This window comes from Pseudoalteromonas sp. TAP-3C (assembly GCF_059888565.1).
In genome coordinates this window covers 2133457-2146637 of the sequence record NZ_CM187618.1, presented here as the reverse complement: position 1 = coordinate 2146637, position 13181 = coordinate 2133457, and the positions used below count along the sequence as shown (strand labels likewise).

The 13181-nt window shown below is 41.0% G+C and carries 10 protein-coding genes and 1 tRNA gene; 7 read left to right on the top strand and 4 right to left on the bottom strand.

Annotated features, from left to right (window positions below; genetic code table 11):
* Window positions 1-168: 168 nt before the first annotated feature.
* Complete coding sequence (locus tag AC6H44_RS10120; protein ID WP_500735311.1) at window positions 169-1782, top strand: IS1634 family transposase; 1614 nt, start codon at window positions 169-171, stop codon at window positions 1780-1782.
* A gap of 89 nt (window positions 1783-1871) precedes the next feature.
* On the top strand, window positions 1872-3431 hold the full coding sequence (locus AC6H44_RS10115) for an AbgT family transporter (RefSeq protein ID WP_500735310.1): 1560 nt from the start codon (window positions 1872-1874) through the stop codon (window positions 3429-3431).
* Window positions 3432-3520: 89 nt separating this feature from the next.
* Here AC6H44_RS10115 and AC6H44_RS10110 read toward each other — a convergent pair whose 3' ends face one another.
* Complete coding sequence (locus AC6H44_RS10110; RefSeq protein ID WP_500735309.1) at window positions 3521-3922, bottom strand: hypothetical protein; 402 nt, start codon at window positions 3920-3922, stop codon at window positions 3521-3523.
* A 251-nt stretch (window positions 3923-4173) separates the two neighbouring features.
* On the opposite strand from AC6H44_RS10110, the gene AC6H44_RS10105 reads away from it, so the two are divergent.
* The gene (locus AC6H44_RS10105) at window positions 4174-5856 is read left to right on the top strand and encodes a putative bifunctional diguanylate cyclase/phosphodiesterase (RefSeq protein ID WP_500735308.1); all 1683 of its coding nucleotides are present in this window, start codon (window positions 4174-4176) and stop codon (window positions 5854-5856) included.
* 92 nt (window positions 5857-5948) lie between these two features.
* Here AC6H44_RS10105 and AC6H44_RS10100 read toward each other — a convergent pair whose 3' ends face one another.
* A complete protein-coding gene (locus AC6H44_RS10100) occupies window positions 5949-7784 on the bottom strand; it encodes a DEAD/DEAH box helicase (RefSeq protein ID WP_500735307.1) in 1836 nt (611 codons plus the stop codon).
* A gap of 160 nt (window positions 7785-7944) precedes the next feature.
* Entirely contained in the window at window positions 7945-8208 is a 264-nt protein-coding gene (locus AC6H44_RS10095) for a GrxA family glutaredoxin (protein ID WP_500735306.1), read from the bottom strand.
* Between the two features lie 286 nt (window positions 8209-8494).
* Between AC6H44_RS10095 and AC6H44_RS10090 the strand changes: the two genes are divergently transcribed.
* Complete coding sequence (locus AC6H44_RS10090) at window positions 8495-8941, top strand: Hsp20 family protein (RefSeq protein WP_500735305.1); 447 nt, start codon at window positions 8495-8497, stop codon at window positions 8939-8941.
* 53 nt (window positions 8942-8994) lie between these two features.
* On the opposite strand, the gene AC6H44_RS10085 is transcribed toward AC6H44_RS10090, so the two are convergent.
* Window positions 8995-10548 (bottom strand): cryptochrome/photolyase family protein, encoded by a 1554-nt coding sequence (locus AC6H44_RS10085; RefSeq protein ID WP_500735304.1) that lies wholly within the window; start codon window positions 10546-10548, stop codon window positions 8995-8997.
* Window positions 10549-10817: 269 nt separating this feature from the next.
* Here AC6H44_RS10085 and AC6H44_RS10080 point away from each other — a divergent pair.
* From AC6H44_RS10080 to nusA, 3 genes are all read left to right on the top strand, one after another.
* A tRNA-Met gene (locus AC6H44_RS10080) sits at window positions 10818-10894 on the top strand.
* A gap of 277 nt (window positions 10895-11171) precedes the next feature.
* Entirely contained in the window at window positions 11172-11627 is a 456-nt protein-coding gene (gene rimP / locus AC6H44_RS10075; protein WP_500735303.1) for a ribosome maturation factor RimP, read from the top strand.
* Between the two features lie 39 nt (window positions 11628-11666).
* Window positions 11667-13166 carry a transcription termination factor NusA gene (gene nusA, locus AC6H44_RS10070; RefSeq protein WP_500735302.1) on the top strand — a complete coding sequence of 500 codons (1500 nt, stop codon included), beginning with the start codon at window positions 11667-11669 and terminating at the stop codon, window positions 13164-13166.
* Window positions 13167-13181 lie beyond the last annotated feature (15 nt).

Here is a 13181-nt window from a genome sequence, read left to right as displayed (position 1 = left end):
CGTTTTTTTGTGCCTAAAAACGGCATTGTTTGTTTACTTCTGTCATTCCGCACCCTAAATCTGAATTAAATTAGTTCATTAAATGAGCGGTTGATCGAATTTTGTTAAAAAATACTTGACGGCGATCCCCATATTTGATCTATTACTCTCTTTTGAGAGCGCGTATTTATGTCTATCCCTTATGCCCAAAAACTCGAACACCACGGCTTAGTTGCTGGATTTTGTCACGATCTAGGTTTTGTCGATATTATTGATAACGCACTCGGTGGCGTGGCGCCTGAGCGCAACATCAGTTGTGGTCAATTAGTGTTGGCTATGGTGCTAAACGGCCTAGGTTTCACTGGCCGCACACTGCATATGTACAGCGAGTATTTTCAAGGCAAGCCGCTTGATAGATTAATTGGTGAAGGCGTAAAGTCCGAGCACATCAACGACGATGCGCTTGGTCGCTGTTTAGACACCTTATATGAATACGGCGTATCGAAGCTGTATCAACAATTGGGCGAGGCGATGGTAGAGAAATTAGGGTTACAAACCGAAGCTTTACACCTTGATTCGACAAGCTTTCATTACGATGGCAAAGCGACAAACGAGCCCGATGATGGTGAACCAAAACCTATCCGTATCGCTAAAGGTTATTCGCGCGACCATCGCCCTGAGCTCAACCAAGTGATACTCAATCTTATCTGTGAGAACCAATCTGGCATTCCGGTTTATATGAAGCCTGCCAGTGGCAACAGCAATGATATGGAAGGCTTTAAACAGATTGTAAAGGCGCATATTGGCAGTTTAAAAGCCGCGCAAGCCAGCCGCTATTTGGTGGCCGATGCCGCCTTGTATGTGCAAGAAACGATTGTAGATTTACATACTCAAGGCCAACTGTTCATTACGCGGGTACCGCAAACCCTCAAAGAAGCTAAAACCCTTGTTAAGCAAGCCCCTAACTTGAATTTTACCCCTATCTCACCAGGCTATGAAGGCGTCAGTTATGATAGTGAATACGGGGGTGTGAAACAAAAATGGCTACTCATTCGCAGTGAGCAGGCGTATAAGCGAGAGCAGCATAACCTGAACAAGCGTATGCTAAAAGCCGGAGAAGTTGCCCGCAAAAGCTTTAAAAAACTGTGCCAACAACGCTTCGCTTGCGAAAAAGACGTACAAAGCGCCCTTATAAAATGGCGAGGTAAACAAGCGGTATGTGATGTGGATGCTAGTGTTCTCGAGGTCGCTGTTTATAAAGGCGCAGGACGCCCTAAAGCAGGGCAGTTACCTGAGCGTATCGAATACCAGATTACGGGTGCATTATGCACACCACTGGCATCCAGAAAAGCCGCTTTACAACAACTGGGGTTATTTATTATTGCCACCAATGATGTTAGCGACCATCTTGATATGGCCAGCTTGCTGAGCAGATACAAAGCGCAGCAAAACGTGGAAAAAGGCTTTCGATTCTTGAAAAGTCCCGACTTCCTTACGAGCGCTATTTACCTGAAAAAGCCTGAGCGCATTGAAGCGTTACTCATGGTAATGACTTGCTGCCTAATGGTGTACGCGGGGTTAGAGCATCAAATTCGCAAAACCTTGGTCGAGAAAAACTGCTACTTCCCCACGATGAAATACAAGCCGGGCCAACGCCCCACAGCACGCTGGGTGTTCCAGTGCTTCGAGCATATCATCATCATGTACATACCAGATAAACCACCCATAGTGGCGAATATGCAACCGCGCAATCAAACCATTGTTGATTGCTTGGGTGAAAAATATCAGCGGATTTATTCTTAAAATGGGTGCGGAAGATCGGTTACTTAAAATTTACCTAACTCCCTAGATACGCTAAAGTAGCGTAGTCTAAATTTTAGGGAACAAGTGAAATGAATAACAATAATGATGCAGCAATGCCGACGGGGCTAGTTGCGCGATTTTTAAATTTTGTTGAGCGGGTCGGTAATAAACTTCCTGATCCAGCAATCATCTTTTTATTTGCCATGTTACTAATTTGGCTACTGTCTTGGTGGTTCTCAAGCGTTACTTTTGACGCAATCGATCCACGTACCGGCGAGGCTATTATTATCAATAACATGCTGGCGAGTGACTCGTTAGCGAACTTTTTATCATCTATGGTAAAAACCTTTACTGGTTTTGCGCCATTGGGTGTGGTGTTAGTGGCTATGCTCGGTGTAGGTGTGGCCGAACATTCAGGGTTTATTAATACCGGCCTTAAATTAATGCTCAAAGTGACGCCTAAAAAATTACTTACACCCTCAATTATTTTAGTGGCTATTGTGAGCCATACAGCAACTGATGCGGGTTACGTGTTAGTTATTCCTCTGGCTGGGGTTATTTTTTACGCCGCAGGACGCCATCCACTTGCAGGTATTGCGGCTGCATTTGCTGGGGTAAGTGGGGGTTTTGGGGCTAACTTTATTCCATCGGGGATTGACCCATTACTGCAAAGCTTTACCCAAAGTGCGGCGCAAATTATTAACCCAACCATGTCGATTAACCCATTAAATAACTGGGCATTTACCTCGGCATCGAGCTTATTCATTGTTTTATTGGGCTGGTATATCACCGATAAAATTATTGAACCACGCTTAAAAAACACCCCTGTTGATGGTGAAACTGAGGATTTACCTGCATTTGAAGATGCCCGTAGTGATGAAAAGCGTGCCTTTTTTATTGCCAGTAGCGTGATGATCGCAGGGCTTGCGTTATTAGCTTATGTATCTGCACCTACAGATTCAGCAATGCGCAGCGCTGATGGCTCGCTGACTAATTTTAGCTCGCCATTAATGCAATCTATTGTGCCGTTAATATTCTTATTATTTTGGATCCCAGGCGCTGTATACGGCTATGTAGTTGGCACCTTTAAAAGTTCTAAAGATATGATTGATGCGATGAGCAAAGCTATGGGCGGCATAGCGTATTACATTGTTATGGCATTCTTTTGTTCATTATTTATTGCTGCATTTAGTAACTCGAATTTAGGTGCTTTATTGGCGATTGAGGGTGCGCAAGTATTAAAAGCAATGGAGTTACCAAGCTCTGTAACGGTTGTAGGGATTATTTTCCTAACCGGTTTTGTAAACTTATTTGTTGGTTCTAGCTCTGCTAAATGGGCACTATTAGGCCCGGTATTTGTGCCGATGTTAATGCAACTTGGTATTTCGCCAGATTTAACCCAGGCGGCGTATCGTGTAGGTGATTCAAGCTCAAACATCATCACGCCGCTCATGCCGTATTTCCCGCTAGTGGTTGTGTACTGTCAAAAGTATGTTAAAGGCACGGGCATTGGTACGCTGATTGCGATGATGTTGCCATACTCAATTGCCTTTATGATTGGCTGGAGTATCTTCTTATTAGGCTACTGGGCGCTGGGTATTCCGCTTGGCTTAGATGCAAGCTATGTGTACCCAGCCGTTACACCTTAAGTAACTATCGAGCTTAGGTTTTCATAGTAAATGAAGTGCAGTAAAAGCGCGAGGTGAGCTCGCGCTTTTACTGTTTTTAACTATCTCGATTAGGTTGGCTTTTGCTCTTGTTGCAGTACAACAATTGTTAAGCCTATAATTGCTGTCAGTGCAAAACCAGACAGTAAAAAGGGATCAATAAGCAGGTTATCATTAAATTTAAACACCCCCGCAGAGATTTTCTTCCAGCCCATAAAGTGTTGATTTGCAGCAACGAGAGCGCCAAAAAAACCAATAACAATTGCTGCATATTTAGTTAGCCAATGATAAACAATAGGCACTAGTAAAATAATTCCTAATAAACCAATTACTGTGCGTTGCACACGACAGTAGGGACATATGTACACAGCCCCCATTAATTCTGCTGCCCATGCAAATACGCTTATTAGCAGTGCGAAAGTGCCGATCCAATAGCGTTTGCCAACAATATTTTGAAAAGTAATGTTATTCATATAGTTAAACTTAGATTAGCGGTAAATTGCATTGAAATATAGCATATTCTTTTTAGGTATATGTGTTTTTTTAATGCCTTTATTAGCAATTGATTTTGGCTAAAAAACGACTATTATTTGTATTAGATAGCCTGTTTGAACCCAATTCAGTACCAACTGAGATAGGCATTTAAGGCTGGTTAGGAATATACCATATACGTCAGTTAATGTATTAACATTAACACGTTAACTGATTTACAGCTGGGAACGCCATGAAGATAGACGATATTTTTTACTGGATTGAAAAGCATCGCTTAAAAGTTAAACGGCTTTTGCTCTCGACGATCATGTTTATGAGTGTTGGCGCATACCTCTTCGTCGTTATTACAGGCGGAAGCAATAATGTGCTTTCTTATACAATATATTTACCAATCGCTCTATCCGCGATTGCATTTGGCACTAGGGGAGGTATTTTAGCTGCACTGCTTGCAGGGCTGCTACTAGGCTCTGTGATGCTATTTGGTCCTTTAAATAGCGAGCAGCACGATATTATTAGTTGGCTGTATCAAATCAGCTTGTTTATAATGTTAGGCTTTATTTTAGGTACAAATAGAGACATCGCGGCCATTTATTTGAATAAAATAAAATGGTATGCCAGCCATGATAGTATGACTGGGCTTGCAAATACTTTCGCATTAGAAAAAGCGATACAAGAGCAACTAGATACACACAAGAACTTATGCCAAACTTCTTATCTTTTAGTTGCACGCCTTGGAAATCAAGCACAGATTGAAGCCAGTTTTGGTGTTCAGTGTGTCAATGGTATTATTGTGCAGTTAGCGAATATTATTCGTGATGAATTATCAGCGCCTAATGAAGTTTATAGAGTCGGGACTGAGGGGCTTGGATTTATGCACCCGGCGCAGGATGAGTTGGCTGTGAAAACCCTTGTTAGTAAACTCGGACATGTTTTTACTAAGCCGTTAGATTTCGATAAAATTCAGATCCATGCTGACGTTTATCTTGGTATTGTTGCTTTGGATGGCAAAGCCAAAGAACCCCAATTGTATATCCTCAGGGCTAACCATGCTACGCGTGAAGCCAGTAATAATAGGCAGCGTAATGGCATGCTAACCAGTATTGATGACGAGTTTAGGATGATGGAAAATTTAAAACTGCTTGGTGAATTAGGTGATGCATTGAAAAATGGCCAAGTGTTTATGCATTATCAACCTAAGATTGTTGCAGCAACGGGGGAGATTGATGGTGTTGAAGCACTAATGCGCTGGCAACATCCGGTTCGCGGCAACATCCCACCAGACAATTTTATTCCTTATGCGGAAAATAGCACACTTATCGATCAAATTACTTATTTTGCTTTAGAACAATCACTTATGCAGTTGATGAAGTGGGATAAAATGGGGTTGAAGAATATGCGTATGGCAGTGAACATATCAACCAGAAACCTGTTAAACCCAAACTTTTTTAGCACTGTGATACAGCGTCTAGAGACGCACAAAGTGGATCCGCAAAGGCTGGAGTTAGAAATTACAGAGCGTTCATTTGTAGAGGATATGGAAAATTCTATTATTGAGCTTACTAAGCTCAGCAAGGCTAATATTGTTATATCGCTGGATGATTTTGGCACCGGATATTCATCATTACAATACTTAGAGAAAATGCCAATATCAATAATTAAAATTGATCAAAGCTTTATCAAAGCAGTAATAGGCGAGTCAGGTTCGAAAAAAATAGTGAATGCGACAATTGGACTGGCGCATGAACTTGGACTAAAAGTGGTCGCGGAAGGAGTTGAGAATCAAGCAACTTACGATTTTCTTGTGGCTGCTGGTTGTGATTTAATTCAAGGGTATTATGTTAGTCGCCCGGTAGCGGCTAATGAATTAGAAAAAATATATGGGGATTATGAAAAGCATTTAATGCCAAACTACTAAACCCATTTTTCTCAAATCCGTACCTTTATATTCCAAACACAAAAAAACCTTGTCACTTTCATGACAAGGTTTTTTTATTAAAGCGTTGCTACTTATTTAGGAGTAGTAAAACTTACTGGGCGACGCTCTTTACGTGGGCCGCTACGCTTGTCAGGGCGTTGACCGTCTTTATTAAAGCTGCGCTTCTTATCAGCGGCAGGGCGTTCAGTACGCTCGCCGCGTGGCTCAGCAGGGCCTTGATCTTGCGTTAATGTTAAACCCATTGGGCGTTTACAAATAAACACTTTTTGGAAATGATCAAGCACGTCTTTAGGCATGTTTTGCGGTAATTGTACCGTACTGTGACTGTCGTGAAGACGAATGTCACCAATAAACTTGCTTGAGATATCTGCTTCGTTAGCGATAGCACCAACAATGTTCTTAACCTGAACGCCATGCTCACGACCTACTTCGATACGATACGTATCCATAGGGCCTGCATCACGGCTATTACGCTCACGAGGTTTAGCATCACGATCACGGGCTGGGCGCTCGCTGCGTTCGTTACGACGACCACGGTCATTGCTACGAGGATTGCGGTCACTACGTTCGCTACGCTCACGTTGTTGGATCTTAACTTCTTCAACCTTAATTGGTGATTGTTGCTGTGCTAAACACAGTAACGCACCCGCTAGGTCTTCAGGAGCAAGTTCAAGCTTTTGTGCCATGCTAGCAGCTACTTCATTGAAAAAAGTAATATCTTTGTTTTCAAGCGCAATAGCTAATTTAGCTTGTAATGCTTCGATACGTTTTTCTTCAACAATCTTGGCAGTAGGTAATTCAACTTGAGCAATATCTGAATTGGTATGACGCATGATATTTTTAAGTAAGTAGCGTTCATTATGCTTTACAAAAAGAATCGCTTTACCAGTACGACCAGCACGACCTGTACGACCGATACGGTGAACATAGGCTTCAGAATCTTGCGGAATATCATAGTTGATAACTAAGCTTAAACGGTCAACATCAAGACCACGTGCCGCAACATCAGTTGCAATCACAACGTTTAGCATGCCACTTTTTAAGCGCTCTACTGTACGTTCACGTGTTTGCTGATTCATATCACCGTTAAGTGGAGCTACAGAGAAGCCTTCGCGTTCTAATAACTCAGCAAGTTGCACAGTGTCATTACGTGTACGAACGAAAACAATAGCGCCTTCATATTGTTCTGCTTCTAAAAAGCGTACAATCGCTTTATTTTTGTGTACGCTGGCATTCCAAAATACTTGTTCAACCAAGGCTACCGTTGAGTTACGTGCAGAAATATGAACCTGTACAGGGTTGTTCATATATTTGCTGCTGATATTTTGAATTTGCTTAGGCATGGTCGCAGAGAAAAGACATGTTTGCTTTTCGCGCGGTGTTTTTTCCATGATGTTTTCAACATCATCGATAAAGCCCATACGTAGCATTTCATCTGCTTCATCAAGCACAAGTGCTTGTAAGCCGTCAAATTTAATAGTGCCACGGTTTATGTGGTCGATTAAACGACCCGGTGTAGCAACAATAATCTGTGCGCCACGACGAAGTGCACTTAATTGGATGCTATAGCTTTGGCCGCCATACAGTGCCAAAACTTCTACACCACGAGTGTGTTTTGCATATTGTTCAAATGCCTCAGCAACTTGGATCGCAAGCTCACGGGTTGGTGTGAGTACAAGGATCTGTGGCTGTTTCACAGACGGGTCAATATTATTTAGTAATGGCAGTGCAAATGCTGCTGTTTTACCTGTACCCGTTTGTGCTAGTCCCAGTACGTCCTTTCTTTCTAGCAATAACGGTATACATTGAGCTTGGATTTCAGATGGTGTCTTGTAACCTTGCTCTTCAACTGCTTTTAAAATTGCAGGAGAAAGATTTAGGGATTCAAACGTGACTGGTTCTGACATTAATACGCCTCAACGAATTTAAAGAGGCGCGCAGTATATAGGAAATACATGGTAAATGCTTGTATAAATTACAACTAAATTATATGTGATTGATGTTGTGTGAAATTTAACCAGCTCAAACTGTGTTTAAATTAAGCTGGTTAACAGGCTATCTACAAAATTACTGATAAAGACCTAAGTTTTCTTTGGCGTACGCTTCAAATTCGGTGAATCCACCAATATGTGTTTGGTCGACAAAAATCTGTGGCACGGTTGGGCATGGTTTTCCAGCAGACTTTTCTAAGTCTTCTTTATTAATGCCTTCTTTAATAATATCAATGTAACGGTATTTAAAATCATCGCGTTCATTACTTAGTTGTTCAGCAACGTCTTTGGCGCGAACACAAAAAGGGCAGCCATCACGGCCAAAAATTACAGTTAGCATAAATCTCTCCTCAAATTGGTTAACCCTAGTGTAACTAATCCTCTGCATTATTACAGTGTAAAAAAGCGATTAGAGCATTCGCTTTTTAGAGTTAAAAAAAATAACAGATATTTTATGGAAAAAATCTTGAAATAACATTGTCTGCCCATAAATAGTTATTTGAAGACGCCTGATGGGTCTTCAGTAAACTAAAACTATTTGAAAATTATATTATTAATTAAAATTTGCTAGCACTTGTTCAAATGAAAAGTAATAGCAATATATCGCTTAAAAAGAGGATATTATTATGCGTACAGTAGATTTATCACCCCTTTATCGTTCATTTATTGGTTTCGATCATTTAGCATCATTAATGGATGCAGCAGCGCGCACTGACAAACAGCCCAGCTTCCCTCCTTATAATATTGAAGCACTTGCCAAAGACAAGTATCGAATTACTATGGCTGTCGCTGGATTTAGTGAGGAAGAACTTAGCTTGCAATCAGAAAACAATACCCTGGTTGTGTCAGGCACTAAAGCAGAAAAAGATCACAATGATGAGCGTAACTTTATTCACCAAGGTATTGCCGAGCGCAGCTTTGAACGTAAGTTTCAGTTAGGTGACCATGTAAAGGTGTTAGCTGCAGACTTAGCTAACGGTTTACTGAGTATTGATCTTGAACGAGAAATTCCAGAAGCACTTAAGCCGCGTAAAATCGCCATTGGCTCTGGCAATATGCTAGAGAGCAAATAAGCTAGTTCAGCTATTTTCCCATTGAAAAGCCGCTATTTTGCGGCTTTTGTTGTTTATAGGGTTTCTATATTCTCAATGTAGTATTGAGCTTGTGCTAAAGTGCCTTGACGTAGTGACTCATCTTGTTTATCCCAATTACGATATACCATGCCTATTCGTGGGTTTTTTTCAAACCGCTCTCGGTGGGTTTGCATAAATTGCCAGTAAAGGCTGTTCAGCGGGCAGGCGTCTTTACCGACTTTTTCTTTTACTTTATAGTGGCAATTTTTACAGTAGTCACTCATTTTATTAATATAGTTGCCGCTAGCAGCGTAAGGTTTAGTGGCAATAATGCCATCATCGGCGAATTGACTCATTCCTCGAGTGTTGGGCATTTCCACCCATTCAATTGCATCGATATACACACCTAAATACCATTCATCCACTTCATCGGGATTAATGCCAGTTAATAAACAAAAATTACCAATTACCATTAAGCGTTGAATATGATGCGCATAGGCACTGTCTAAGCTTTGCGTTAAAGAATGACTTAGGCAATTCATTTTTGTTTTGCCATGCCAAAAATAGTCAGGCAGTGCGCGGGTTGCGTTGAGCTGATTTTTGTTAGCATAATCGGGCATATTTTTCCAATATACGCCGCGTACATATTCACGCCAGCCTAAAATTTGGCGAATAAACCCCTCAACCTGAGAAATGGTTATTTCATCAAAACGTTGTTGGTACTCTTTAACTACACGATTTATAACATACAGGGGATGTAAAATTTTGCTATTCAGCGCAAACGATAAGCGACTATGGTAGAAGGTGTTTTTATCAGGGCATTGGTCGGTCATCGCGTCTTGAAATTCACCAAAGCGGGGCAATAAATGTTGGCAAAAGTGATCAAGTGCTTCAATGGCTTGTTTACGGCTTGTTGGCCAACGTAGTTGAGAGTCTATTTGACCAAAATATTTTATTTTGTGTTTATCTAAGCGCGCAATAATGTCACTTACATCGTTACTAAATAGTGTGGGCTTAGGAATATCTGCTAAGTCGCTTTTTGAAAATTTATTACGGTTATTGGCATCATAGTTCCATTTACCGCCGAGCGGTTTGTTATCTTCCATCAGCACATTGAATTGCTTTCGCATGGCGCGATAAAAATGCTCCATAGTGACGTGTTTATCTTTTTTAAAGTATTTGTCTATATCGTTAAAAGCTAATAAAAAATGTTCGCTGTCGCAGGCGGTGACGCTAAAGTTGCTGTGGCTGGCAAAATCTTGTAATTGTTTTTTTAAACGGTATTCATCGGGGTATTGGTATTCAATGTGGGTGCATTGATACTGCTTGGCTAAACGATTTAATAATGCGGGTAGGTCATCATCACCTTGAGTGTCATCTAAGGTTAAATGTAGAACGTTAAAACCTGCGTCAGTTAACGCGCTTGCAAAATTTTCCATTGCTTTAAAAAAAGCCGTTATTTTTTGTACGTGATGTTTTACATACTGCGCTTCTTGCATCAGTTCAGCAATGACAAATACCGTGTCACTAGATTTATCTTTAAACCAAGAATGAGATGGATTGAGTTGATCACCTAAAACTAATTTTAGGGTTTTGAATTTTTTCATATTTTAGCCAAATTATTGTTGTACGTTACATTTAAAAAAGCGATCGATATTCGAGGTTATTTAAAATTTATATATCTTTATTAAACATATTGGGCATGATCAGCAAAATCATCAAATATAAACCTTGTATCGAGTGTGATGAATTAAGATATCAACTTATTATTATTTATGGTTGCTAATTTAGCTACGCCTCTTTATAATTGCGCCATTGTTTAGCAGGTCAAAACCTGTTAACAGCGATATTAAGTTTTTAACTTTTTATCTGTTGGCGCGGGATGGAGCAGTCTGGTAGCTCGTCGGGCTCATAACCCGAAGGTCGTTGGTTCAAATCCGGCTCCCGCAACCAATTTTAATAGTAAGTTCAGACTTATTACTTTATATCGCGCATTCTAAGCAATGCGCGTTTTGCGTTTAAGCTAATGAAGTTTAATTTGGTCAGATACTGACTCGCAGCCAAGCTTGGCTTTAAGCCACACAGTTTTGCATTTTTTGGTGTGACGCCCCGCTTGGTTCGGGGCGTTGTTGTATCTGCACTGTTTGATTTAAGGTTATTTATTAAATCAAAATTTAAATTCAGTATTTTAGGGCTATAAGCCCTTTTTTTGTTTGTATGGAGGATTTTCGTGACAAAACTTGAGCAAGATTTAGTAACCATGTTAACGCCTGCGGTGGAAATGTTAGGCTTTGAATTACATGGTCTTGAATTTGTGCAAGCGGGTCGCCACTCTACTTTGAGAGTTTATATTGCTCATGAAGATGGGATTTCAGTTGATAACTGCGCCGATGCAAGTCGTCAAATTAGTGCGATTTTAGACGTCGAAGACCCGATTACAAATGAATATGACTTGGAAGTATCGTCTCCTGGTGTTGATCGTCCATTATTCAAACAAGATCACTACGAGCAGGCGCAAGGAGAGGAAGTACGTGTACGTACCAAACTACCACAAGATGGTCGTCGAAATTTTAAAGGCGATTTAATCGCAGTTAGCGGCGATATGATCACATTATCGAGTGATGGAACCGAGCAGTTAATTATGCTCAGTAACATTGAACGTGCAAACATAATCGCAAAGTTTTAAATTCGAGTGCGAAGGAATAGGGCAAGCGAGGCATTACCCATGGCAAAAGAGATATTATTGGTTGCTGAAGCCGTTTCCAATGAGAAAGCGGTTCCAAAAGAAAAGATTTTTGAAGCTCTAGAGTTCGCATTAGCGACAGCAACAAAGAAAAAACACGATGGCGATATTGATGTACGCGTTGCAATTGACCGTAAAACCGGCGATTACGATACATTTCGTCGCTGGCAAATTGCTGAAGTATTAGAAGATGGCTCATTAGAGCACCCATACAGCGAAATTACCTTAGAAGCTGCTCAAGTTGAAGAGCCAGACTTGAAAATGGGTGACTATGTAGAAGAGCAAATTGAATCAATTAAATTTGACCGCATAACGACGCAAATGGCTAAGCAAGTAATCGTACAAAAAGTACGTGAAGCAGAGCGTGCCTTAGTTGTTGAAGCGTACAAAGACCAAGAAGGCGAGTTGGTTACGGGTGTTGTTAAAAAAGCAACACGTGATTCAATTGTACTTGATTTAGGTAACAATGCAGAAGCGGTTATTTACCGCGATGACATGTTGCCACGTGAAAACTTCCGTCCAGGGGATCGTATCCGCGGCCTTTTATATGAAGTTAAACCAGAAGCACGTGGCGCACAATTATTTGTAACCCGTTCTAGACCAGAAATGCTGATGGAGTTATTCCGCATTGAGGTGCCAGAAATTGGCGAGGAAATGATTGAATTACGCGCGGCAGCGCGTGATCCAGGTTCACGCGCTAAAATTGCAGTTAAGTCTAATGATAAACGCATTGACCCTGTGGGTGCATGTGTTGGTATGCGTGGCGCACGTGTTCAAGCAGTATCATCAGAGCTTGGCGGTGAACGTGTTGATATCGTACTTTACGATGACAATCCAGCCCAGTTTGTTATTAACGCAATGGCACCTGCTGAGGTGGCTTCAATCGTAATGGATGAAGATACACACTCAATGGATATTGCTGTTGAGGCTGATAATTTGGCACAAGCAATTGGTCGTAATGGTCAAAACGTGCGTTTAGCGAGCCAACTTACTGGTTGGGAGCTGAATGTGATGACGGTTGATGAAATGCGCGCTAAAAATGAAGCCGAGTCAGATAAGCTCATTCACTTATTTACCGAAAATTTAGATATTGATGATGAATTTGCATCATTACTTATCAACGAAGGTTTCTCAACGCTTGAAGAAGTGGCCTATGTACCAGCTTCTGAGTTTTTAGAAATTGACGGTTTAGATGAAGAAATGGTAGACACATTACGTTTACGTGCAAAAGATGCATTAACAACGAAAGCCCTTAAAACTGAAGAAAGCTTAGAGGGGGCTCAGCCTGCTGAAGACTTACTTGCACTTGAAGGTTTAGAGCGTCATTTAGCATTTGTTATGGCAAGTAAAGGTGTGGTTACACTAGAAGATTTAGCAGAGCAAGGTATTGATGAACTTGTAGATATTACAGAGCTTTCGTCAGAGAAAGCGGGTGAGCTAATTATGGCTGCACGTAATATTTGTTGGTTTGCAAACGAGTAATTTATTAACGGAGGT

What these genes read in the sequence shown, in the direction of transcription:
- nusA (WP_500735302.1), top strand. Translation starts at nt 11,667, where the DNA reads ATGGCAAAAGAGATATTATTGGTTGCTGAAGCCGTTTCCAATGAGAAA.
- AC6H44_RS10095 (WP_500735306.1), bottom strand. Translation starts at nt 8,208, where the DNA reads ATGCTAACTGTAATTTTTGGCCGTGATGGCTGCCCTTTTTGTGTTCGC.
- AC6H44_RS10115 (WP_500735310.1), top strand. Translation starts at nt 1,872, where the DNA reads ATGAATAACAATAATGATGCAGCAATGCCGACGGGGCTAGTTGCGCGA.
- AC6H44_RS10120 (WP_500735311.1), top strand. Translation starts at nt 169, where the DNA reads ATGTCTATCCCTTATGCCCAAAAACTCGAACACCACGGCTTAGTTGCT.
- AC6H44_RS10100 (WP_500735307.1), bottom strand. Translation starts at nt 7,784, where the DNA reads ATGTCAGAACCAGTCACGTTTGAATCCCTAAATCTTTCTCCTGCAATT.
- AC6H44_RS10085 (WP_500735304.1), bottom strand. Translation starts at nt 10,548, where the DNA reads ATGAAAAAATTCAAAACCCTAAAATTAGTTTTAGGTGATCAACTCAAT.
- AC6H44_RS10090 (WP_500735305.1), top strand. Translation starts at nt 8,495, where the DNA reads ATGCGTACAGTAGATTTATCACCCCTTTATCGTTCATTTATTGGTTTC.
- AC6H44_RS10105 (WP_500735308.1), top strand. Translation starts at nt 4,174, where the DNA reads ATGAAGATAGACGATATTTTTTACTGGATTGAAAAGCATCGCTTAAAA.
- AC6H44_RS10110 (WP_500735309.1), bottom strand. Translation starts at nt 3,922, where the DNA reads ATGAATAACATTACTTTTCAAAATATTGTTGGCAAACGCTATTGGATC.